Origin of the sequence: Blautia wexlerae DSM 19850, from assembly GCF_025148125.1 — a bacterium.
Classification (GTDB): domain Bacteria; phylum Bacillota; class Clostridia; order Lachnospirales; family Lachnospiraceae; genus Blautia_A; species Blautia_A wexlerae.
Window position 1 is genome coordinate 4,349,417 of record NZ_CP102267.1, and the last position, 22,855, is coordinate 4,372,271.

Genomic DNA, 22,855 nt, shown 5'->3' on the forward strand with positions numbered 1-22,855 from the left:
TATGGGAAACTTTACTTTTGAAGAAATGAACCTGATGTGCATTTACAACACCGGCAGCCGCACCGGGCTGATGGAGGCTCTGACCGAGATGCGCGGCGAACTTTCGCCGGAGGAAACGGAACTGCGAGAATTGACGGACAGCGCCCTGATGAAGCTCCAGGCTATGAGCGATGCCGAGTTTGCCCAGCTGGAACTGTACCCGGATTTTGATGAATAAGCATTTCATAAACACCCAACGGGGCGGCGCAAAATGCCGCCCCATTTCCATTTAACACGAAGGGAGGACAACAACCATGCCATCCAAAACAGAATTTTACCGTCAGATGGCCGACCATGTGGCGACCCAGCTCACCGGCAGCTGGCAGGAATGGGCGGGATTTCTAACCTCCGCTGCCCGTCTTTACAAGTATCCGTTCCATGAGCAACTGCTGATCTATGCCCAGCGCCCCGACGCTACCGCCTGTGCGGAGTATGATTTATGGAATGATAAAATGGGCCGCTATGTGCGCCGTGGCTCCAAGGGTATCGCCCTGGTGGACGATTCCGGGGATAAACCCCGTTTGCGCTATGTGTTCGACATCACGGACACCGGGACCCGCGAACATTCCCGCACTCCCTGGCTGTGGAAGCTGGAGGAACAGCACAGAGATTCTGTGTCGGCCATGCTGGAGCGCACTTACGAGGTTGGCGGCGATGACCTTGCCCAGCAGCTGGAGGCGGTGGCCGGAAAGCTGGCGGGCGAATACTGGAACGAGCATCGTCAGGACTTTCTCTATATCGTTGACGATTCCTTTTTAGAGGAATATGATGAATTTAACATCGAAGTACAGTTTAAGGCAGCCGCCACCGTCAGCATTTCCTACGCCCTGATGTCCCGCTGCGGATTGGAGCCGGAACGCTATTTTACCCATGAGGACTTTATGGCGATTTTCGACTTCAACACCCCGGCCACCATCGGTGCGCTGGGAACGGCGGTCAGCCAGATCAATCAACAGGTGCTGCGGCAGATTGGCGTTACCATCCGAAATTATGAGCGCGAACAACTCGCGGAAAGGAGCAATCACCATGAAGAATCCCATGAACTACATCCAGAACGGAGATTATCTGATTCCCGACCTGAAGCTGAGCGAACAGCCGGAGAAGCCCCTGGGCAAGTACGGCAGGATGCGGAAAGCATACCTCAAGGAACACCGTCCCATCCTCTACAACCAGCTGCTGATGAGCGAGAAGCTGTATCCGCACCTGCTGGAAATCGACGAAACGGCGAACAGCCGTCTGGAACAGCTGATGCCCCAGCTGACGGCAGCGGCGGGCGTGACGGAGCAGCTGAAAGCCAGCGACCCGATGCGCTGGGTGGGCCTGATGAACACCTGCAAGGCCCAGGCCGAGGAGATTCTGATGGCGGAGCTTATTCACAGCTGAGTTTCTTCCTCTCCGAAAACGAACAAATCCGAATCATAGATGAAGCAGAGAATGTGAAAACATCCTCTGCTTTTTCTTTTGCACAGGCTGACATCGACCATGTGCTGCGGCTGGGCGGCAACACGGACCGCCAAAGGGAGCGTGTGGTTGCAGCCTTTGAGAAGCAGAAATCCACCGCCGAAATTGCCGAGATACTGAAAACGCTCTATCACGGCGGCAACGGGATCGGCAGCGTCACCGCATGGTATGCCGAGGACGGCATCCATCTTTCCCACGGCAAAACAGCCCGTTACGACAAGTCCGCCCAGGTCATTTCCTGGGATAGCGCCGCCGAGCGTATCGGCCAGCTTTTGCAGGACGGAGATTTTGCCACCAATGTGGAGCTGGCTGAGGCGGCAGGCTATGAACGCTCCCTCCTTGCGGAAAAACTTTGGCATCTGTACCACGATTTCAGCGATAAAGCCAGAGAAGCCGGGTATCTGTCCTGTCTGTCCGGTATTCAGAGGACCGGGTTCCCGGAAGAAACCGCATGGCTTGCCGAGCAGCTGAACCACCCGGAGTTCCGCCAGACCCTTGCGGAAGAATACGCCGCGTTCTGGACGGCATACCAGCAGGATCGGGAGTTGCTGCGCTTCCACTACCACAAACCGAGAGAGATTTGGGAAAACCTGAAAGACCTGTCCCTGCCCCGCACCACCTTTACCTCTCAGCTGACGGAAGTACCTGCGGCAAAGCAGTTTATCTCCGAGGATGAGATCGACGCCGCCATGACCAGAGGCAGCGGATTTGAGGGCGGCAAGGGACGGATTTTTACCTTTTTCCAAAATCCCCATACGGATAAGGAAAAGGTGGATTTTCTCAAAAATGAGTACGGCACTGGCGGCCACTCTCACGCCCTGTCCGGCGCTGGGGGCAGCTGGGAAGATCACGATGGAAAAGGTCTGCACTACAAAAAGGATGGCTGCCCGGATGTGCATTTCACATGGGAGAAAGCTGCCAAGCGGATTACCGATCTGATTCAAAAGGGTCGCTATCTCACCGAACAGGAACAGGCACAGTATGACAAAATCCAGGCAGAAAAAGCGCTGGCCGAGGAAGATGCCCTGCAAGCCCAGCAGCCGACCCCGGAGATATGGGAATACAACGGGGTCAAGGAGCGTCACCCGGATGATATGGTCCTGTATCAGATGGGCGATTTCTTTGAGCTGTACGGCGAGGATGCCAAAACCGCCGCTGCGGAGCTGAACTTCCATCTCACAACCCGCACTATTCCCGGCGGTGGCCGTGTGGAAATGTGCGGCTTTCCGGCAAACCGGCTGGAACAGGTTGTGGAACAGCTGCGGGATCAGCATGATGTGACCATTTCCGCTGTCCCGGAGGGCGGCAAGGAGCGCCAGGAATATTCTATGCCCTCCATCGACCATGAGGCGGAACAGCACATCAATGCTCAGGAAGCAGAGTTTGGCGCAGATGTAATCAGAGTGTTCCGGGATACGGAGCCGGAACAGGCAGCCCCTACGATTCGGGAACTGCATGAGAAATACAAGCCCATCGTGATGGAAGCTGTTACCCAGGATACCAGATACCGCAACGCCTGCGGTCATAGTGATTATGAAAACGCCATGATCGAGTGTAATGCTGCTGTGCGCCGCGCTATTCTTGATTCCCAAGATATGGAGCTGATCCGTCTGTTTTCTGATGTGCCGGAGTTTCGCCAGCGGCTGCACCGGGAAGTGGCGGACGAAACCTATCCCAAGCTCCATGAGCTGCTGCGTCCTCTCTCTCAGGATGACATTGATGATGCCATCTGTGCATGGAACGGTGACATTCAGAGCAAACACGCTGTTGTCCGCTACATGGAGCAGCATGGGCGGGAAAAAGATACCGCCGCATGGCTGGCTCAGGAATACAGCGGCAGTGACAGCAAGAGCCTGTTTGTGATCCGCGCCGGAAGTCCAGAGGAAATTGAGCTGCCCTGGCCCAAGGTACAGCGCCGGATTGCCCAGCTCATCAAGGAGGGTCGGTTCTACACCGAAGCGGAACAGGACCGCTTTGACAACATCGACCCCATCGCCATCCGGGAGGCGCTGGCCGAGCGCGGCATTGTGAATGGCGAGCTGGTGGACGAAGAAAAGCTGGACAATGACCCGTTCATCCAGCGTGTGATGGCGGATGTGGAGCAGATTGCCGCTGCGGAAACCGAAGCAAAACAATTTGAAGCCACTCCATACAAACATATTCATGCAGATTTGCGCGAGGTGTTGACCGGAAACGGCGGGCTGCTGGACGATCAGGAAAAAGGAACTCTCTCTCAACGCTTCCGGGACGGTGAGGACAACGCCCAAATTGCCAGCTATCTGGCTGGGACATTTACCGGAACAGCAGAAAGTATGGAACTTCAGACCGGAGAAACAGCGGACTATTTCGGTTCTACCGGTGGGTTGGAAGTCAATATCCATGACAGGTTCCAGACAACTTTGGGAATGAGCTGGGAAGAAGCCACTGCCGTACTGCGTACCCTATATGCACTGGAACAGGATGGCTTTACCCATACTGTGCCGGAGTTGTCACTTTCTGATGCCGAATATGCCCGTCGCAACCTCATTCCCGGCGAGACCACCTTTGCATTGGATGGGCGCACTTTCCGGGTCAGCAAGCTGGAGCCGGATATTGGCCGGGTGGAACTTCAAGATGTGACCTTTGCCAATGCGGTGGGATTCCCCATCTTCCGGGTGGAGCCGATTTCAGTGATCCGTCAGCATTTGGAGCAGGAATCAGAGCCGCCCACGTCTGCCACAGAGCCAGAAAAAACTCTGGATGAAGTGCTGGACGAACATCCCATTTCTATCCAAGTCAACGGTGAGTGGCAGACTTTTCCCAATGCCAGAGCCGCCGAGGAAGCCTCTTATGAGGAATACAAGGCCAATCTGCGCCGCACCGCCGAGAATTTCCGTATTACCGACGATCACCTGGGCGAAGGCGGCCCCAAGGCCAAGTTCCAGGCCAATATCGCAGCAATCAAGCTGCTGAAATATCTGGAAGAAACCACCGGGCAGGCAACGCCGGAGCAGCAGGAAATCCTATCCCGGTATGTGGGCTGGGGCGGTCTTGCCGATGCCTTTGACCCCGACAAACCCGCATGGGCTGTGGAATATGCTCAGCTGAAGGGGCTGCTGACCCCGGAGGAATACGCTGCCGCCAGAGGTTCCACCCTCAACGCGCACTACACCAGCCCTACGGTCATCAAGGCGATTTACGAGGCTGTGGGCCGCATGGGATTTGAGACCGGCAACGTCCTGGAGCCGTCCTGCGGTGTGGGCAACTTCTTCGGTATGCTGCCGGAGGAAATGCGAAACAGCCGTCTGTATGGCGTGGAGCTGGATTCCATCAGCGGACGGATTGCAAAACAGCTCTATCCCAAGGCCGACATCACCGTGGCTGGGTTTGAAACCACCGACAGGCGGGATTTCTATGACCTTGCCATTGGTAATGTGCCTTTCGGCCAGTATCAGGTTCGGGATAAAGTCTATGACAAGCTGAATTTCAGCATTCACAACTACTTTTTTGCCAAAGCACTCGACCAGGTGCGCCCCGGCGGCGTGGTGGCCTTTGTCACCAGCCGCTATACGATGGATGCCAAGGATTCCACCGTGCGCCGGTATCTTGCCCAGCGCGCCGAGCTGCTGGGAGCCATCCGTCTGCCCAATGACGCTTTCAAGAAAAACGCTGGTGCCGAGGTGGTTTCAGACATCATTTTCCTGCAAAAGCGGGACCGCCCACTGGACATCGTACCGGAATGGACGCAGACCGGACAGACTGAGGATGGATTTGCCATTAACCGCTATTTCCTGGACCACCCGGAAATGGTGTTGGGCCGACAGGAGCCGGAAAGCACCGCTCACGGCATGGACTACACTGTAAACCCCATTGAGGGCCTGGAACTTTCCGACCAGCTGCACGATGCGGTGAAGTATATTCGCGGCACTTATCAGGAAGCCGATCTGCCGGAGCTGGGCGAGGGCGAAGCCATCGACACCTCCATCCCCGCCGATCCCAATGTGAAAAACTACTCCTATACCGTCGTGGACGGCGCTGTATATTTCCGTGAAAATAGCCGCATGGTACGCCCAGACCTGAACGCCACCGCCGAGACCCGTGTGAAAGGGCTGGTGGGCCTGCGGGAATGTGTCCAGCAGCTCATTGACCTGCAAATGGACGCTGCCACACCGGACAGCGCCATCCGGGACAAACAGGCTGAACTGAACCGGCTCTATGACAGCTTTTCCGCAAAATACGGTCTTATCAATGACCGGGCGAACCGGCTGGCCTTTGCTGATGATTCCAGCTACTATCTGCTCTGCGCACTGGAAGTCATTGACGAGGACGGCAAGCTGGAGCGCAAGGCGGATATGTTCACCAAGCGTACCATCAAGCCCCACAAGGCGGTGGAAACCGTTGATACCGCCAGTGAAGCCCTTGCTGTCTCCATCGCGGAGCGAGCCTGTGTGGATATGGCGTATATGTCGGAGCTGACTGGCAAGGCCAGCGACGAACTGGCCGCCGAGCTGCAAGGCGTGATCTTCCGTGTACCGGGACAGGTGGAGAAAGACGGCACACCCCATTATGTGACCGCCGACGAATACCTGTCCGGCAATGTGCGGCGCAAACTACGTCAGGCACAGCGGGCCGCACAGCAGGACCTTTCCTTTGCAGTCAATGTGGAGGCCCTTACCGCTGCCCAGCCCAAAGATCTGGATGCGTCGGAGATTGAGGTGCGTCTGGGCGCAACCTGGATTGACAAAGAGTACATCCAGCAGTTTATGTATGAGACCTTCGACACGCCGTTTTATCTCCAGCGCAATATCGAAGTCAACTATTCTTCTTTCACCGCTGAGTGGCAAATCACCGGCAAAAGCTCTGTAAGCCAGAACAATGTGGCAGCCTATACTACCTACGGAACCAGCCGTGCCAATGCCTACAAAATTTTGGAGGATTCCTTAAACCTGCGGGATGTTCGTATCTACGACACCGTGGAGGACGCAGACGGCAAAGAGCGCCGGGTGCTGAACGCCAAAGAAACCACGCTGGCAGCACAAAAGCAGCAGGCCATCCGGGACGCTTTCAAAGACTGGATTTGGAAAGACCCGTACCGCCGCCAAGCTCTGGTCCGCCAGTACAACGAGGAAATGAACTCCACCCGTCCCCGTGAATACGATGGCGGACACATTACTTTCGGCGGCATGAACCCGGCCATCACCTTGCGGGAACACCAGAAAAACGCTATCGCTCATGTGCTGTACGGCGGCAATACGCTGCTGGCGCACGAGGTAGGCGCTGGCAAAACCTTTGAAATGGTGGCTGCCGCCATGGAGAGTAAGCGCCTGGGCTTGTGTCAGAAGTCCCTCTTTGTGGTGCCGAACCATCTGACCGAACAATGGGCGTCGGAGTTTCTGCGGCTCTATCCCTCCGCCAAAATCCTGGTCACGACCAAAAAGGACTTTGAGACCCACAACCGCAAGAAGTTCTGCGCCCGGATTGCCACCGGTGACTATGACGCTATCATCATGGGCCATTCCCAGTTCGAGAAAATCCCCATCAGCCGAGAGCGTCAGGAACGGCTCCTTCAGGAGCAGATCGACGAGATCACCGAGGGCATTGCCGAGGTGAAGTACAGCGGCGGTGAGCGTTTCACGGTCAAGCAGTTGGAACGCACCAAGAAGTCCCTGGAAGCCCGGCTGGAGAAATTGCAGGCCGAGAGCCGCAAGGACGATGTGGTGACATTCGAGCAGCTGGGCGTGGATCGGCTGTTCGTGGACGAGGCACACAACTACAAAAACTTGTTTTTATACACCAAAATGCGGAATGTGGCAGGTCTCTCCACCAGCGATGCCCAAAAGTCCAGCGATATGTTTGCGAAGTGTCGCTATATGGACGAGATCACCGGCAACCGAGGGGTTATCTTTGCCACCGGCACTCCGGTCAGCAACTCCATGACTGAGCTTTACACCATGCAGCGGTATCTCCAGTATGACCGCCTGCAAGAACTGAACATGACCCATTTCGATTGCTGGGCCAGCCGTTTCGGAGAAACCGTCACGGCGCTAGAACTGGCTCCGGAGGGAACCGGCTATCGGGCGCGCACCCGATTCTCCAAGTTTTTCAATCTGCCGGAGCTGATGAACCTGTTCAAAGAGGTGGCGGACATCAAAACCGCCGACCAGCTGAACCTGCCCACCCCGGAGGTAGAATATCACAACATTGTGGCCCAGCCTACCGAACACCAGAAAGAGATGGTGAAAGCACTCTCCGAGCGCGCTTCCGAAGTACACAGAGGCAGTGTGGACCCGTCGGTAGATAATATGCTCAAAATCACCTCGGATGGTCGCAAGCTGGGACTGGACCAGCGTATCATCAACCAACTGCTCCCCGATGAACCGGGAACCAAGGTCAATCAGTGCGTGGACAACATCATGCAGATCTGGCAGGATGGGGACGCGGATAAATTGACCCAGCTGGTGTTCTGCGACATTTCCACGCCCCAGGCAGCCCCATCCAAAAAGGCAGCCAAACAGCTGGACAATCCGCTGCTTCACGGGTTGGAAGAAGCAATCCCACTGGATGAGCCGGAGCCTGCTTTTACCATCTATGAGGACATCCGCCAGAAGCTCATCGCCCAGGGGATGCCTGCCGAGCAGATCGCCTTTATCCACGAAGCCAATACAGAGGTACGGAAAAAGGAACTGTTCTCCAAGGTCCGCACCGGGCAGGTGCGTGTCCTATTAGGAAGCACTGCCAAAATGGGCGCTGGAACCAATGTGCAGGACCGCCTTGTGGCGCTCCATGATTTGGACTGCCCGTGGCGGCCCGGAGACCTTGCCCAGCGAAAAGGACGCATTGAGCGACAGGGCAACAAAAACCCCTTGGTCCATGTGTACCGCTATGTCACGGAGGGAACTTTTGACGCTTATCTCTGGCAGACGGTGGAGAACAAACAGAAATTCATCAGCCAGATTATGACCAGCAAAAGCCCGGTTCGTTCCTGCGATGATGTGGACGAAACGGCGCTTTCCTTTGCCGAGATTAAGGCCCTGTGTGCCGGAGACCCCCGTATCAAGGAGCGCATGGATTTGGATGTGGAGGTTGCCAAGCTGAAGCTGATGAAAGCCGACCACCAGAGCAAGCAGTACCGTCTGGAGGACCAGCTGCTCAAATACTTCCCGCAGGAAATTGAAACCAACAAGGGGTATATCCAGGGCTTTGAAGCCGATTTGGAAACACTGGCTGCCCACCCACACCCAGAGGACAGCTTTGCCGGTATGGAAATCCGGGGCGATGTGCTGACCGACAAAGAAAATGCCGGTGCAGCCCTGCTGGATGCCTATAAGGAGGTCAAAACCTCCGATCCGGTGCAGATCGGCAGTTACCGGGGATTCACTATGTCGGTGGAATTTCAAGCGTGGAAACAGGAATATACGCTCCTGCTGAAAGGGCAAATGACCCATCGGGCAACCCTGGGTACAGACCCACGCGGCAACCTAACCCGTATCGACAATGCACTGGCGCAAATGCCCCAGCGTCTGGAAGCGGTCAAAAACCAGCTGGAGAACCTTTACCAGCAGCAGGCCGCAGCCAAGGAGGAAGTAGGAAAGCCTTTCCCCTTTGAGGACAATCTGCGGGTCAAGTCCGCCCGTCTGGTGGAACTGGACACGCTGCTGAACATTGACGGCAAAGGACAATCTACGCCGGAAACCGTAGTTGCCAAAAGCACGCGGCCTTCGGTGCTGGACAGCTTGAAGCGCCCGGTGCCGCCCCGCAGCCCTGAAAAGAAACCGAAACAACACGAGGAGGTACGATAACATGAATACCAACGATCTGAATACGGCTCTCTATGAAAAGATGGCCGCTGAACAGGACAACTACCGGGACTGGCTGAAAAGCCAGCCCCCGGAGGAAATCCTGCACCACACCTATGAGTACACGGTCCGGGAGGACATTGTGATGGCGATGGAGCAGCTGGAGCTGACCGACGCACAGGCCCAGGCGCTTTTGGATTCTCCCTCGCCGCTGGCGGATGTGTACCGTTACTTTGAAAAGCTGGAGACCGGCTACATGGATGTGATCCGGGACAGCATTGAAAACCGGGCGGATGATGTGTGCAGGGCGCAGGAAGAATTACGGACTGCCCCTCTCTACCCCCATTCTGCCGCCTATGCGTCCGAGCATGGAGAGATGGCACAATATAACCGTTCTTATCAGGCAAACAGCGCCTGCAAAGAAGCCATTGAACAGGCCATCAGCGCTCACTATGCAGAGAACCGGCTGGATACGGAGGCGGCGGTCAAAGATGTGCTGGAAAAGTTCGGGACGGAACGGGTACAGTTTATTCTTGCCAACACCATCCAGCACAAGAACCATGACGGGCGTATCTCTCAGGACAATAAAGCCTGGGCAAAAACCATTCCCATGCCGGAGGACAGCGGCGCTTCCCGCCACTGTGTCTATCTGGTTGTGGATGGGGTCAATCCCGGTCTGACCGATCTGTTTATCAGGCAGGCCAGAAAAACTATGCAGGAACAGCAGAAAAGCTCTGTCCTGCAAAAACTCAGACAGGAACCGCCTGTCCGCAAGCCTGCCGCCCCGAAGAAACGGGAGCCGGAGCGATGAGCAGCCAAAAGCGCAAGCGGGATGTGCCGGTTCTGTTTTGGGTATCCGCTGATGAAATGGAGTTGATTCAACAGAAAATGGCGCAGTTTGGGACAAAAAACCTGAGCGCCTATCTGCGGAAAATGGCTGTGGACGGCTATGTGGTGCAGCTGGATTTGCCGGAACTGAAGGAACTGGTATCCCTGCTGCGCCGGAGCAGCAACAACTTGAACCAGCTGACCCGCAAGGTGCATGAGACCGGGCGTATCTACGATGCCGATCTGGAGGATATATCCCAGCGGCAAGAACAGTTATGGGACGGCGTTAAGGAGATACTGACCCGGCTCTCCAAACTTTCGTAACAGGAACAGTTACCCCATCTGCGGAGGGAGGAACGGCGTTCTTTTCGCCGCGCCTTCCTCCGCTTTTTCTTTTTGCCCGTATCCTTGCCTTTTGGCTGTACCGGCAGGATAATATGAGTAGAAAACAGATTGCTGCAAAGGAGTTGAAGATAGATGAAAACCTTTGAAAAAGTGCTGGAGATATTTCAAGATTATCTGTCCTGTGATCTGGAGGAAGAAGTTCTTCCTTGCAGGAATGGGTATCTCCGCGTAACGTGGAATGGGGATTCCCGCTATTGTGTGGACGGACTTCTCAGCCGGACACCGGATGAGCTGTTTGAAGTGCTGCTTTCCGATTACAGCAGCTACGAGGTGATGAAGCGGACCAAAGGCCGCCGGGAAGCAACGGAAGAAGATGAAAGACAGGCGGAAATTCTCTGCCAGAGCTTTCGGAAACAATGGGAGGAGGAAGAAACATGAGGGCAATCGGTTTTATTCTGAAACTGCTGTTGAAGATCGTGGTAGCTCCGGTAATTCTGGTGCTGACCCTGTTTGTATGGATTTGTGTGGGGATCGTCTATATCTCCGGTCTGGTGCTGGGGCTTATCAGCATGGTGATCGCCCTGCTGGGCGTGGCGGTTCTGCTGACCTGTTCCCTGCAAAACGGCATCATCCTGCTGGTGATGGCATTTCTTATTAGTCCGTTTGGTCTGCCGCTGGCAGCTATCTGGCTGCTGGGCAAGGTGCAGGACTTGAAATTTCTCATTCAGGATTTGGTTTATGGATAAAATATGCCACTGATGTTATTTTACTTTCCCTAAAAAATAGGATATACTATATAGGAATATATTCTGCCGCCGAGTGCAGATAGTTTTAGATAAAGGAGGGCGTGTATGGAAAATCAATTAACGCCAAACAACTCCATGATTTTGGAAATCCGAGAGCTGCTGGAGAATGCCAGAAAAAATGTTGCACAACAGGTTAATACGCAGCTTTTGACAACCTACTGGAACATTGGCCGGATTATCGTGGAGTATGAACAGCAAAATCAGATTCGCGCAGATTATGGAAAACAAACCTTAAGGGAACTTTCCAAAGAGCTGACACGGGAATTTGGAAAAGGTTTTTCTCGTTCTAATTTGCAAAATATGCGGGCATTTTATCTTGCTTATGAAAAATGCCAGACAGTGTCTGGCAAATTGTCCTGGTCTCATTACTGTGAACTTTTGAGTATTACGGATGAGAACAAACGCAGCTTTTACGAGAAAGAATCTATCAATTCGGGCTGGTCAGTTCGGGAGCTGAAACGGCAGATTGACAGCTCGCTGTATGAACGGCTGCTACTTTCCAGCGGAGATGTGAATAAAGAAAAGGTCCTCTCTCTGGCGCAGAAAGGAATTGAAATCAATCAGCCAGCTGACATCATCCGTGATCCCTATGTGTTCGAGTTTTTGGGTGTGCCGGAGAACAAACCCATATTGGAAAGCGATTTGGAAAAAGCTCTTGTCGTACAGATTGAAAAGTTTCTTTTGGAACTTGGGCGAGGCTTCATGTTTGTTGGAACCCAGCAGCGCGTGACCCTGAACAATACCCACTACTATGTGGACATGGTATTTTACAACAAAATTCTCCGTGCTTATGTACTGATTGAACTGAAAACGAAAAAACTGACACCAGAGGCTGCCGGTCAGCTCAATATGTACTTAAACTACTATGCGGCAGAAGTCAACGACCCTGACGATAACCCGCCTATCGGTATTATCCTCTGTACGGAAAAAGACAGCATCGCGGCGGAATATGCCTTGGGCGGTCTGTCCAACAATATCTTCGCATCCCGGTATGTTCTCTATATGCCGGACAAAGAACAGCTGATTGCTCAGGTAGAGGCTGTCTTGAAAAACTGGCACGAAAAGAAAGATAACTGCCATGACTGAAAAAGAACTGATTGGAAAAGTACATTCAGCGGTCTATCATCAATGCCAGCGCCGTGGTTATGCGACTCCGGTAGATGTACTGATGGAGGTCGGTGTCCTGCCAAAACAGAAATATGAGGACTGGCGGTTTGGGCGGATTGATTATCTGGAACGGGTATGTACTGTCAATCTGCGCAAACTCTCATTCATCATGCACCAGATGCGGGTGTACGCACAGAAAACTGGCTTAAAACCCTCCTTCTGTTACTACAAGCAGTGGGGTGTAAAAAAGAAAAATGGGCAGGGACACAAGCCGGTGATTCCGCTACGGTTCAGCAAAAGCGGAAATCTGGAAATTGAGAAATGGTATGCAACTCATTTTGTGGATACCAAACGGATTGCACTCTTAAAAGCACAGCAGCCTGTTGAAAATTTAGATTAACCAAAGGACAGCTCACACAGCTGTCCTTTTCTTTTGGAAAGGAGGCTTCCCCTATGGCAACCACACGCATCATGCCTCTGCATATCGGCAAGGGGCGCACGGAGAGCCGAGCAATCAGCGACATTATTGATTATGTGGCAAATCCGCAAAAGACTGACAACGGAAAACTAATTACCGGCTATGGCTGTGACAGCCGGACTGCTGATGCAGAGTTTCTGTTGGCGAAGCGGCAGTACATCGCCGCCACCGGGCGGGTGCGCGGGGCGGACGATGTGATCGCTTACCATGTGCGCCAATCGTTCAAACCCGGTGAGATTACACCAGAGGAAGCCAACCGCCTGGGCGTGGAGTTTGCCAAGCGGTTTACCAAGGGCAATCACGCCTTTGTGGTCTGTACTCACATAGACAAATCGCACATTCATAATCACATCATCTGGTCGGCGGTCAATGCGGATTGTGACCGGAAGTTCCGTAACTTTTGGGGCAGCACCAGAGCTGTTCGACGTTTAAGTGACACTATTTGTATCGAGAACGGATTGTCCATTGTGGAGAATCCCAAGCCCCACGGAAAAAGCTACAACAAATGGCTGGGCGATCAGGCCAAGCCCTCCCATCGGGAACAGCTGCGTGTGATGATTGACCGGGCGCTGGAGCAGAAACCGGCAGACTTTGATGCGCTGCTGAAGCTGCTTTCGGAAATGGGCTGTGAAGTCTCCCGGCGCGGGAAAGCGATCCGGCTCAAAGCACCCGGCTGGAAGAATGTAGCCCGCATGGATGACAAGCTGGGGACCGGGTACAGTGAAGCGGAAATCCGTGCGGTGCTGGCCGGAGAAAAACAGCACACGCCCCGTAAAAAATCCGTCGTGCAGCCGGAGCCGCCCAAGGTCAATCTGCTGGTGGACATTCAGGCAAAATTACAGGCTGGGAAAGGTGCTGGGTATGCGCGCTGGGCCAAGGTTTTTAACCTGAAACAGATGGCACAGACTGTAAATTTTCTCACCGAACATCAGCTGCTGGACTATGCGGAGCTGGCAGAAAAAGCGGCGGCAGCCACCGCCCACCACAACGAACTGTCGGCGCAGATCAAGGCGGCGGAGAAGCGCATGGCGGAGATTGCCGTACTGCGTACCCATATCATCAACTATGCCAAGACCCGCGAGACCTATGTGGTCTACCGGAAGGCCGGTTACTCCAGAAAATTCCGCGAGGGACATGAGCAGGAAATCCTGCTCCATCAGGCGGCAAAAAATGCCTTTGACGAGATGGGCGTGAAGAAGCTGCCCAAGGTCAAAGACCTGCAAGCCGAGTATGCCAAGCTGCTGGAAGAAAAGAAGAAAACCTATGCCGAGTACCGACGTTCCCGTGAGGAAATGCGGGAACTTCTGACCGCCAAGGCCAATGTGGACCGGCTGCTGAAAATGGACGAGGAACAGAAAAAAGAACAGGAAAAAGACCACGGCCAGCGGTGAGCCGGTCATGGTCCAAAGCGTTCGCAGAACGCGCAGCCGCAGAATGAAATTCTGCGTTCAAAGGGGTTTGGGGGCGCTGCCCTCAACAAGCAAAGCGGAGGGGAAAATCACGGCAGGATTTTTCCCTCTGCGGGCCGAGTGTATTAACACCGGCATTGCTTGCTACTTTCTTGCTGATACAAAAACAGCCAGCGAGGAAACTACGAATTTCACTCGCTGGCCTATTCTTTTTCAAGTTTCTTGGAAATTTCCTTTAGTTCCTCCGCAAATCCACGAGTATGGCTCAATAAGGTTTCCCGCATCTCTGGCGGACAGTTTAGATATAGTAGCTTCATCTCATTTTGCCCAGCTTCATCTGGTGTCAGCTCCGGCCTGATAAGCGAGTCGAGAGAAAAGTGCAAAACCTTCGCTAATGTTTTCATAATCAGGTAGGAGGGATTTCTTCTGCCTTTCTCAATATCGGCAATCTCTTTGATGGAAATATGCGATTCATCTGCCAGTTGCTGCTGCGTGAAATTTTTTTCTTTTCGTGCAGCTCGAAGCACATTCCCCAATATGGTTAAATCATCAATCGGCATTATCGTTCACCTCAATAATATTGTATCGTTCTGGCTTCATTAAAGGAATAACCTTATATTGCTGGTAAATAGGTAGTATTATACTGATTTTCTTTTTAACAACATAGTTACAGGCTTGTATTCTTCGAGCAATGGAAATATAATAGAATAGATTGCAGGAGGTGCGGAGATGGACTATATGACCCTAAAAGAAGCAAGTGAAAAATGGGGAGTTTCAATTCGACAGATAAACTATTATTGCGCCGGTGGCCGTATTCCCGGCGCTGTGAAGATGGCTACAATCTGGCTGATCCCGAAAGACGCAAAAAAGCCTATGGATATGAGAACAAAGCAAGGAAAGGAATTAAAACATGAATAGAATATTGCTATTAGAGGATGATGTAAGTCTGGTAGATGGTTTAGTCTACTCTTTGAAAAAGAATGAATTTGATGTTGAAGTTGCCCGTACAGTATGTGAAGCAAAACAATACTTATCCGAACTCGACCGATACGATTTATTGATTTTGGATGTTACTCTGCCAGATGGAACAGGATTTGACGTATGCGAAAGAGTAAGAAAAGAAAATCAGCAGATACCGATAATATTTCTGACTGCATCGGATGAAGAAGTCAGCATAATTCGTGGATTAGATAGCGGTGGGGACGATTATATCACCAAGCCTTTCAAGCTGGGGGAATTGTGTTCCCGTATCCGGGCGCTGCTGCGTCGGGCCGGAGTTTCCAAAAGTGAAAAAAACACTTCTATGGAATGTGGCGACATTACCATTGATCTGTTGGGTAGTCGTGCAACCTTAAAGGGAAAAGCATTGGATTTGACAAGCGCCGAATATCGTTTGCTTTGTCTGCTGGTAAGAAACGCAAATCGTGTTGTGACAAGGGACATCATTCTAAATGAGCTGTGGGATGATACAGGAAATTTTGTTGATGATAACACCCTGTCTGTCTATGTACGGCGGCTTCGTGAAAAAGTGGAAACCGATCCGTCCCATCCAGAACACCTTATAACCATCCGGGGGTTTGGCTACCAATGGAAAGAGGTGTCTATATGAGCTTGTACCAAGATAGACAGATTAAAGGGTTCCTGCTGTTTTTGACTTTGTTTGCTCTGCTGTTTGTAGGTACAGCAACCGTTTTGACTATTTATCAGGTGAACGATGCGGAAGTCCTGTGGCTCAAACACGATGAAGCAGTTTCATCCTCACTTTTGAAACAGGGTGTTCCGAAAGAAGTGATTGCAGTTGCCTTTACGAACACAGACATCAGTGAAGATGGTAGGTCATTATTAGCGGCTGCGGGTTTGGGAAAACAGACAGAAATCGGTATGCGGCCTTTTCTCAATCAATTTCAACTCTCTACTTTTTGCTCCATGCTATGTGCGGCGGCATTTTTACTCCTTGTGCTTGCCATAGGCGTATTCATTTTTTTCTGGAAACGGAAGCGATTGTACCAGCAGGCGGACAAAGTATTGATGCATTACATCAATGGGGACTACTCCTGTCATTTACCGCAGAATTATGAGGGAGGCATCTTCCAAATATTTTCCTCGGTGGAGCAGCTTGCAACCATGCTCCAATCCAAAAATGAAACAGAGCATCAAGCAAAAGAGTTTTTGAAAGATACCATATCGGATATATCCCACCAGCTCAAAACGCCGCTGGCTGCCCTCGCCATGTATCAGGAGATTATCGAGAGTGAGCCGGAAAATGCGGAAACGGTAAAGCAGTTTGCGGCGAAGATGGGAGTTTCCCTGAAACGCATGGAGCAGCTAATCTTATCCATGCTGAAAATAACCCGGCTGGATACGGGAAATATCGTTTTTGAGAAAAAAAGCTGTCGTGTGTCCGAGCTGATTGCTCATTCGATCAATGAATTAACCACAAGGGCTAAAAGCGAAAACAAACAGATTCAGATAGATGGCGACGGTGAACAGCAGCTTATTTGTGATATGGATTGGACAGGTGAAGCGATTGGAAACATCGTAAAAAATGCGCTGGATCACACACAAGCTGGCGGAATTGTCCGTATTACATGGGATCGCACGCCTGCCATGTTTCGGATTTTTATTTCTGATAATGGTAACGGCATAGCCCCGGAAGATATTCACCATATCTTCAAACGCTTTTATCGCAGCAAACATTCCCTTGATACACAAGGGATCGGGCTGGGGCTTCCCCTTGCCAAGTCCATTATTGAGGGTCAAAGCGGTGTTATCTCCGTACAAAGCGAAGTCGGAAAAGGTACGCTGTTTACACTATCTTTCCTTACGGAACTGTAAGGTCAAATTCACCTGCTTGTAAGCTGTTTTTGCTATCCTTTTGGGAAAGGAGGTACTGATAACTATGGAAATATTGAAAGTACAGGGTTTATGCAAAACCTATGGCAAGGGTGAAGCGAAAGTTGAAGCATTGAAAAAGGTTTCCTTTTCGCTGAATAAGGGTGAGTTTGCTGCCGTTGTGGGAGAATCCGGCTCTGGTAAAAGCACACTGCTAAACTGTATCGGTGCTTTGGATACCCCTACTTCCGGCCAAATTTTGGTAGATGGACAAGACCTGTTTTCCATGAAAGAGGAACAGCGCACGATTTTCCGCCGTCGTAATATCGGCTTTATCTTCCAATCCTTTCAGTTGGTTTCCGAGCTGAATGTGGAGCAGAATATCATGTTTCCGCTTCTCTTGGACTATCGCAAGCCAGACCCGGCAGCGGTAGAAGAAATTTTGGAACTCTTGGGCCTTGCCGAACGTCGGCACCACCTGCCGAGCCAACTATCCGGCGGCCAGCAGCAGCGTGTCGCCATTGGCCGGGCGTTAATCACAAAGCCCAAACTGATTCTGGCGGATGAACCTACTGGAAATCTGGACAGCCAGAACAGTCAGGATGTTATTGCCCTGCTCACACAGGCATCCCGCCGCTATCAGCAAACAATCCTGATGATTACCCACAACAAAAATTTGACAGCATCCGTTGATCGGGTATTCCGGGTATCGGATGGTGTCCTCACGGATTTGGGAGGGAAAACAGATGAAGCGTTATCTTGACCTTGTTCCCATATCCGCAAAAATTCACAGGAAACAAAGCCGGATGTCCATTTTCTGTATCGTGCTGGCGGTATTTCTGGTTACAACGATTTTCGGCATGGCAGATATGTTTATCCGCAGCCAGATTTTGCAGGCTCAGATGGATGGCGGGAACTTTCATGTCGGTCTGCGGTATGTTACCGATGAGGACTGCTCTCTGATTGCCAAACGTCCCGCTGTCAAAGCCGCCGCCCGTTATGGCGTTCTCAACTATCGTGGAGAGGACGGCTATACTCTATCCGGGAAAACAGCTATTATTATGGGCTGCGATGCGCCGTGGTTTTCGGATATGATGGTTGATGGTATTGCGGAAGGAAATTTCCCTCAGACAGAATCTGAAGCCATGCTGACGCAAAGTGCAAAAGACCGTCTGGGATTTCAAATCGGTGATACCGTTGTCATAGATGGACCTGACGGTGAGAAACTGACCTATATTATTTCTGGATTCTGTAAAGACGCCATGAAAACTACCAGTGAGGATTCCATAGGAGTTTCCATCACCACGGACGCATTCCGTTCGATTTATCCCGCTGTCAAGCATGAAACTCTGGAGGATTACGACAGCGTTTGCTATGTTCAGTTTGAAAACCCCTGGAATGCCCGCCGGGAGATTCAACAGCTGAAAGCGGACCTCGGGCTGTCCGATGAACAGGTCTATGAAAATGTCAAGCTCATGGGCATGTATGGTCAGAGCGACAGCTCCAAGATGATGCAGATCTACGTAGTGGCCGCCATCCTGTTTGTACTGGTGCTGGCTGCGGGCGTCATGATGATTGCCAGCAGCTTGAACAGCAATGTGGCCCAGCGCACAGAGTTTTTTGGCTTGATGCGGTGTATCGGAGCCACTCCCAAACAGGTGATTCGATTGGTTCGCAAGGAAGCCCTCCTCTGGTGCCGGTTTGCAATCCCGGCAGGGATTGGAGCAGGCGTCGTGGTGATCTGGATTCTCTGCGCTGTGTTACGGATTCTCAGTCCAGAATATTTTGCACAGATGCCGGCTTTGGGGCTGAGTATCCCCAGTATCCTGGCGGGAATCCTGGTGGGGCTTCTGACCGTTTTGCTGGCGGCCCGTTCTCCCGCCAAAAAAGCGGCCAGAGTATCGCCCCTGGCGGCAGTTTCTGGCAATGCGAATGGGCAGCAACCTGCAAAAAGAGCGGCCAACACCCGCCTTTTCAAGGTGGAAACGGCATTGGGCGTCCATCATGCCACGGCAAGCAGGAAAAATCTGATTTTGATGGCGGGTTCTTTTGCGCTCAGCATCATCCTGTTTCTCTCTTTTTCTGTGACTGTGGATTTTATGAAGCATTCTCTGACGCCTCTGCGTCCCTGGACAGCGGATCTGTCCATTATCAGTCCGGATCATTCCCTGTCTGTGGACAGCGGGATTCTGGGAAAATTAAAGGAGAATCCCGCCGTAAAAGCTGCCTATGGGCGGATGTTTGCCTATGACCTGCCCATGGAGGGCGCGATCGAACCCCAAAAAGCCGACCTGCTTACCTACGAGGAGAACCAGTTTGGGTGGGCGAAGGAATACCTGTTGGAAGGATCTTTAGACACTGTCGCAAGCCAACCTGGAACGGCCCTGATTGTCTATGAACCGGAAACTACGATCCAAGTTGGTGATACCGTCACCTTGGACATTGGCGGGAAGAATCAGCAGCTCCAGATAGCCGGAATGCTTTCCACCGCCCCCTTTGGCAACGCCAACGATACGGCTCTGCTCATCTGTTCCGAGGACACTTTCCGGCAGCTCAGCGGGACATCGAACTACACGATCGTTGACATCCAGCTGACAAACAAAGCTACAGACGAGGATGTCAACGCCATCCAGCAGATAGCAGGGACTTCGTACACTTTCTCCGATGAACGGATGAGCAACAGCAGTGTCAGGGGCACTTATTATTGTTTTTGCCTGTTCATTTATGGATTCCTAGTATTGATTGCCCTGATTACTGTGTTCAATATTATTAACAGCATCACCATGAGCGTTGCGGCAAGAACCAGGCAGTACGGCGTATTCCGGGCGATTGGACTCAGTACCCGCCAACTCAAAAAAATGATTATCGCTGAGGCCTGTGTTTACACGATTACTGGCAGTATCATCGGCACTGTACTGGGCCTGATCTGTAATCAAAAACTCTTTGAAATGTTGATTACATCCTTTTGGGGAGATGCCTGGGGAATTCCATGGATGGAATTGACGATTATCCTTTTCATCATGATTTTAGCGGTGATATTTGCGGTGCGTGGGCCAGTGCGGAAAATCCACAAGATGTCCATTGTTGACACGATCAGCGCACAATAAATTCAGTTCATATGTTTATAAAGCAGACGGTTTCGATACGAAATCGTCTGCTTCTTTCTGAACTTACAGTTTTGTAAGCCAAAATTCACCTATTTGTAAGCTAAAATTGTTACCATTAAAACAGAAATTGATAATAAGCAGACAGTGCTTTACTTGAAAAAATCATAAATTTGTAGTTTCGTGCAAAACAAATATAGTATCTGCCGGACGACGGCAAAAGAAAAAAAGCCGTCGTACAGCAGCCCTATTCACGCGTCCGTTCTATCGTGCGGCGGCTTTGAAACAGGAGCCGCCGCTTCTTTTTGCCTAAAATCTAACGACGACCCTACACCTTGCAATTTGGCATGGCGGCAATAGGAGGATGCCGCCATGCACTATAAAGTATTTCAACATAAAACGACAAGACCCGTCTTGTCAAAAAAAGCCTGAGATTTGTCCAGATACATTATGCTCCTCCACCGGCATTATCATGGCAGTATTTCCGGTATTATCATAGTGTATTTTGCTGCGCCAATTTCCTTTTATGGGAAACTGGCGTTTTTGTTTTCTCTTTTTTAGAAAGGCATCCCGGATCTTACCGCTGCCGTTCGCCGCCTTCCGAGAGTTTGAAAACCATCCACTTTTCAAACTATTGGAGGTAACGGCTATGAGTAAAAATCGTGAAGAAAGGACAAATTATTATCTTTACATAGATGGACAGGCTGTGCTGGTAAGCGAACAGGTTTACCATGTGTATCAGCACTACGAGCGGAAAGAAGAATACTTTTCCTACGATTTGAAAACGGAAAAGTTCCAGAAAGAAACCGCAACTTTCCTGCCCAGCAGAGAGGATTCCTTTGAGCGCCTGCTGGAACAGGACAAGCAGTTTTCCGCTTCCGGTCAGCCCGTGGAGGAACAAGCTGTCTCGTCCGTTTGGCTGGAGGAATTATTACAACATCTGTCAGCGGATGAGAGGATTATTCTCCACAAACTGTATTTCGAGGATAAGTCAGAACGGATTGTCAGCACAGAGCTTGGAATTTCCAAAACAGCTCTGCATCACCGCAAAGTCAAGCTGCTTCAAAAATTAAAAAAAATTTTAGAAAACATGGGGAAAGCATAGACCAAAACCACTCTCCCAACGGGGAAATAAGTGAGAGGGTCTATCTCCCTCATGCAGCTTGCTACGAAAATAAAACTCGTAGCCAAAAACTGAACCTTGACAACAAATGTTTTCAACAATTATGAAAGCATCACTATAAAGCAGTCACAGTATTGGCTGCCTGTAGTGAGAGATTGATCGTATTTAAGAAAGGCTAGCTTTGAGCTTCCACATGATAACCATGTTTTTCCAATTCCCGTATATAACGAGAAAGCTGTTTTTGTTCACAGTGCTTACGTCTTGTTTCAAAACAGGATTCGTCAAATAGAGTTCCTTGTTTTAACATTGTGTAGATGATGACAAGAAGTTTTCGGGCAAGTGCGACAATCGCTTTTTTGGCTCCTTTTTTCTGTTTGATTCTCCAGTACCATGCCGAAAGATAAGTGTTGCGTTTCCCTGCAATCACCCAGGCAATTTCGCAGAGCATACTTTTTATGTAAGGATTGCCTTTTGTGACAGAGGTGCTTTTTCGTTTTCCAGCACTTTCGTTATTACCTGGGCACAAACCGGCCCATGAGCAGATGTGTTCCGCAGTTTTAAACGGCTTCATATCAATACCGATTTCAGCAATAATTGCACAGGAAGCAGTTGTGCTTATTCCATAGATGCTATTCAACTGCTCAACCTGCAGGGCAAATGGAGCCATATCTTCCTCGAGACTCGTTTCAATTTCAGCAAGATGTTTCTTTAAAGAATCATAATGAGTCATGAGAATCCTTAAAAATGCCTTTTGGTGTTCTGACAGTGTTCCGTTCACGGACATGAGAATTTCATCAATACGGTTTCTGGTCTTGGTTTTGAGACAAGAATCTAAAGCAGTTTTATCAATCTGCCCATGTTCAACTAAATGCAGAATGATGTTTCTACCCGAAGCGCCAAAAATATCAGAAATAAAGGATGATAGACGGAAGCCGGAACTTTGTAAAAATTTCTCAATCCTGTTCTTCTGTGACGTAATATCGCGGATGACACTCTTACGGTAACGATTTAGATCGCGGAATTCCCGAATCCTTTTTTCGGGAATAAAACTTCCGTTCAAAAGTCCGGCGCGAAGCAAGGTGGAAATCCATTCGGAATCCCGCATATCGGTCTTTTTGCCAGGAACATTTTTCATATGGCGTGCATTTACAACAAGCAGGGTAATGTCACCAGAGAAAGCATCCTCCAGTATTTCATAAATCGGCATCCAATAGATACCGGTGCTTTCCATAGCTACATGATGGCAGTTTTTAGAAACGATCCAATTCCGTAATGCTATCATATCCGGAATCAATGTAGAAAACTCACGGATTTCAGAACGGGTTGGCTTGCCCAGAGGACCAGTCAGGATACATGCAACAATTTTTTCTTTGTGGACATCCAGTCCACAGGAAATTTCCAGAAGGTCTTTCATACAGAACAACTCCTTTACTATAGAATTGGCAGGAGATTTGCCCGAGATAATACGGACTTTGCTACTCGTGCTATTCATAAAAGGTGCGACAATATGCTGTGCTCAAGGGCAAATCATTTACGTTGACAAACGGG

Annotated in this window: 19 protein-coding genes; 16 read left to right on the forward strand and 3 right to left on the reverse strand. The window is 50.9% G+C overall.

Annotated features, from left to right (window positions below):
- Position 1: 1 nt before the first annotated feature.
- Positions 2–217, forward strand: coding sequence for a transposon-transfer assisting family protein (locus NQ550_RS20245; RefSeq protein ID WP_025579415.1), 216 nt, complete (start codon positions 2–4; stop codon positions 215–217).
- Between the two features lie 577 nt (positions 218–794).
- Here NQ550_RS20245 and NQ550_RS23110 read toward each other — a convergent pair.
- The gene (locus NQ550_RS23110) at positions 795–1,079 is read right to left on the reverse strand and encodes a hypothetical protein (protein ID WP_242833610.1); all 285 of its coding nucleotides are present in this window, start codon (positions 1,077–1,079) and stop codon (positions 795–797) included.
- On the opposite strand from NQ550_RS23110, the gene NQ550_RS20255 reads away from it, so the two are divergent.
- From NQ550_RS20255 to NQ550_RS20295, 9 genes are all read left to right on the forward strand, one after another.
- A complete protein-coding gene (locus NQ550_RS20255) occupies positions 1,078–1,422 on the forward strand; it encodes a TnpV protein (RefSeq protein WP_257343559.1) in 345 nt (114 codons plus the stop codon). The genes NQ550_RS23110 and NQ550_RS20255 overlap by 2 nt on opposite strands.
- A 1,172-nt stretch (positions 1,423–2,594) precedes the next feature.
- Positions 2,595–9,278, forward strand: coding sequence for a MutS N-terminal domain-containing protein (locus tag NQ550_RS20260; RefSeq protein ID WP_465221266.1), 6,684 nt, complete (start codon positions 2,595–2,597; stop codon positions 9,276–9,278).
- A 1-nt stretch (position 9,279) separates the two neighbouring features.
- Entirely contained in the window at positions 9,280–10,086 is an 807-nt protein-coding gene (locus NQ550_RS20265; RefSeq protein ID WP_025579418.1) for a DUF3848 domain-containing protein, read from the forward strand.
- Positions 10,083–10,427 carry a plasmid mobilization protein gene (locus tag NQ550_RS20270; RefSeq protein WP_002578885.1) on the forward strand — a complete coding sequence of 115 codons (345 nt, stop codon included), beginning with the start codon at positions 10,083–10,085 and terminating at the stop codon, positions 10,425–10,427. Before NQ550_RS20265 ends, NQ550_RS20270 begins: the two co-directional genes overlap by 4 nt.
- Positions 10,428–10,580: 153 nt before the next feature.
- Positions 10,581–10,886 (forward strand): hypothetical protein, encoded by a 306-nt coding sequence (locus NQ550_RS20275; RefSeq protein ID WP_025579420.1) that lies wholly within the window; start codon positions 10,581–10,583, stop codon positions 10,884–10,886.
- Positions 10,883–11,194 carry a CD1845 family protein gene (locus NQ550_RS20280; RefSeq protein WP_025579422.1) on the forward strand — a complete coding sequence of 104 codons (312 nt, stop codon included), beginning with the start codon at positions 10,883–10,885 and terminating at the stop codon, positions 11,192–11,194. Before NQ550_RS20275 ends, NQ550_RS20280 begins: the two co-directional genes overlap by 4 nt.
- Before the next feature lie 105 nt (positions 11,195–11,299).
- The gene (locus NQ550_RS20285; RefSeq protein ID WP_016147266.1) at positions 11,300–12,340 is read left to right on the forward strand and encodes a PDDEXK nuclease domain-containing protein; all 1,041 of its coding nucleotides are present in this window, start codon (positions 11,300–11,302) and stop codon (positions 12,338–12,340) included.
- Positions 12,333–12,761: a hypothetical protein gene (locus tag NQ550_RS20290; protein ID WP_002578889.1), complete on the forward strand. Its 429-nt coding sequence runs from the start codon at positions 12,333–12,335 to the stop codon at positions 12,759–12,761. Before NQ550_RS20285 ends, NQ550_RS20290 begins: the two co-directional genes overlap by 8 nt.
- Before the next feature lie 53 nt (positions 12,762–12,814).
- Positions 12,815–14,230 carry a relaxase/mobilization nuclease domain-containing protein gene (locus NQ550_RS20295; protein WP_025579425.1) on the forward strand — a complete coding sequence of 472 codons (1,416 nt, stop codon included), beginning with the start codon at positions 12,815–12,817 and terminating at the stop codon, positions 14,228–14,230.
- Between the two features lie 221 nt (positions 14,231–14,451).
- Here NQ550_RS20295 and NQ550_RS20300 read toward each other — a convergent pair whose 3' ends face one another.
- A complete protein-coding gene (locus NQ550_RS20300; RefSeq protein ID WP_025579427.1) occupies positions 14,452–14,808 on the reverse strand; it encodes a helix-turn-helix transcriptional regulator in 357 nt (118 codons plus the stop codon).
- A 169-nt stretch (positions 14,809–14,977) separates the two neighbouring features.
- On the opposite strand from NQ550_RS20300, the gene NQ550_RS20305 reads away from it, so the two are divergent.
- The 6 genes from NQ550_RS20305 to NQ550_RS20330 all read left to right on the forward strand — a co-directional run bounded on the left by NQ550_RS20305 (position 14,978) and on the right by NQ550_RS20330 (position 21,289).
- Positions 14,978–15,166 (forward strand): MerR family transcriptional regulator, encoded by a 189-nt coding sequence (locus tag NQ550_RS20305; protein WP_025579428.1) that lies wholly within the window; start codon positions 14,978–14,980, stop codon positions 15,164–15,166.
- Positions 15,159–15,857 (forward strand): response regulator transcription factor, encoded by a 699-nt coding sequence (locus NQ550_RS20310; protein WP_025579429.1) that lies wholly within the window; start codon positions 15,159–15,161, stop codon positions 15,855–15,857. Before NQ550_RS20305 ends, NQ550_RS20310 begins: the two co-directional genes overlap by 8 nt.
- Complete coding sequence (locus NQ550_RS20315; protein ID WP_025579431.1) at positions 15,854–17,083, forward strand: sensor histidine kinase; 1,230 nt, start codon at positions 15,854–15,856, stop codon at positions 17,081–17,083. The genes NQ550_RS20310 and NQ550_RS20315 overlap by 4 nt, the downstream gene beginning before the upstream one ends.
- Positions 17,084–17,147: 64 nt before the next feature.
- The gene (locus NQ550_RS20320; protein WP_025579432.1) at positions 17,148–17,843 is read left to right on the forward strand and encodes an ABC transporter ATP-binding protein; all 696 of its coding nucleotides are present in this window, start codon (positions 17,148–17,150) and stop codon (positions 17,841–17,843) included.
- Positions 17,827–20,187 (forward strand): ABC transporter permease, encoded by a 2,361-nt coding sequence (locus tag NQ550_RS20325; protein ID WP_025579434.1) that lies wholly within the window; start codon positions 17,827–17,829, stop codon positions 20,185–20,187. The genes NQ550_RS20320 and NQ550_RS20325 overlap by 17 nt, the downstream gene beginning before the upstream one ends.
- A gap of 646 nt (positions 20,188–20,833) precedes the next feature.
- Positions 20,834–21,289 carry a DNA-directed RNA polymerase sigma-70 factor gene (locus tag NQ550_RS20330; RefSeq protein WP_025579436.1) on the forward strand — a complete coding sequence of 152 codons (456 nt, stop codon included), beginning with the start codon at positions 20,834–20,836 and terminating at the stop codon, positions 21,287–21,289.
- Positions 21,290–21,482: 193 nt separating this feature from the next.
- On the opposite strand, the gene NQ550_RS20335 is transcribed toward NQ550_RS20330, so the two are convergent.
- Positions 21,483–22,721, reverse strand: coding sequence for an IS110 family RNA-guided transposase (locus NQ550_RS20335; RefSeq protein WP_114091361.1), 1,239 nt, complete (start codon positions 22,719–22,721; stop codon positions 21,483–21,485).
- Positions 22,722–22,855 lie beyond the last annotated feature (134 nt).

Bases quoted from the DNA above. Each gene is read 5' to 3' on its own strand.
- NQ550_RS20245 (WP_025579415.1), top strand. From the start codon at position 2: ATGGGAAACTTTACTTTTGAAGAAATGAACCTGATGTGCATTTACAAC.
- NQ550_RS20255 (WP_257343559.1), top strand. From the start codon at position 1,078: ATGAACTACATCCAGAACGGAGATTATCTGATTCCCGACCTGAAGCTG.
- NQ550_RS23110 (WP_242833610.1), bottom strand. From the start codon at position 1,079: ATGGGATTCTTCATGGTGATTGCTCCTTTCCGCGAGTTGTTCGCGCTC.
- NQ550_RS20260 (WP_465221266.1), top strand. From the start codon at position 2,595: ATGGTCCTGTATCAGATGGGCGATTTCTTTGAGCTGTACGGCGAGGAT.
- NQ550_RS20265 (WP_025579418.1), top strand. From the start codon at position 9,280: ATGAATACCAACGATCTGAATACGGCTCTCTATGAAAAGATGGCCGCT.
- NQ550_RS20270 (WP_002578885.1), top strand. From the start codon at position 10,083: ATGAGCAGCCAAAAGCGCAAGCGGGATGTGCCGGTTCTGTTTTGGGTA.
- NQ550_RS20275 (WP_025579420.1), top strand. From the start codon at position 10,581: ATGAAAACCTTTGAAAAAGTGCTGGAGATATTTCAAGATTATCTGTCC.
- NQ550_RS20280 (WP_025579422.1), top strand. From the start codon at position 10,883: ATGAGGGCAATCGGTTTTATTCTGAAACTGCTGTTGAAGATCGTGGTA.
- NQ550_RS20285 (WP_016147266.1), top strand. From the start codon at position 11,300: ATGGAAAATCAATTAACGCCAAACAACTCCATGATTTTGGAAATCCGA.
- NQ550_RS20290 (WP_002578889.1), top strand. From the start codon at position 12,333: ATGACTGAAAAAGAACTGATTGGAAAAGTACATTCAGCGGTCTATCAT.
- NQ550_RS20295 (WP_025579425.1), top strand. From the start codon at position 12,815: ATGGCAACCACACGCATCATGCCTCTGCATATCGGCAAGGGGCGCACG.
- NQ550_RS20300 (WP_025579427.1), bottom strand. From the start codon at position 14,808: ATGCCGATTGATGATTTAACCATATTGGGGAATGTGCTTCGAGCTGCA.
- NQ550_RS20305 (WP_025579428.1), top strand. From the start codon at position 14,978: ATGGACTATATGACCCTAAAAGAAGCAAGTGAAAAATGGGGAGTTTCA.
- NQ550_RS20310 (WP_025579429.1), top strand. From the start codon at position 15,159: ATGAATAGAATATTGCTATTAGAGGATGATGTAAGTCTGGTAGATGGT.
- NQ550_RS20315 (WP_025579431.1), top strand. From the start codon at position 15,854: ATGAGCTTGTACCAAGATAGACAGATTAAAGGGTTCCTGCTGTTTTTG.
- NQ550_RS20320 (WP_025579432.1), top strand. From the start codon at position 17,148: ATGGAAATATTGAAAGTACAGGGTTTATGCAAAACCTATGGCAAGGGT.
- NQ550_RS20325 (WP_025579434.1), top strand. From the start codon at position 17,827: ATGAAGCGTTATCTTGACCTTGTTCCCATATCCGCAAAAATTCACAGG.
- NQ550_RS20330 (WP_025579436.1), top strand. From the start codon at position 20,834: ATGAGTAAAAATCGTGAAGAAAGGACAAATTATTATCTTTACATAGAT.
- NQ550_RS20335 (WP_114091361.1), bottom strand. From the start codon at position 22,721: ATGAAAGACCTTCTGGAAATTTCCTGTGGACTGGATGTCCACAAAGAA.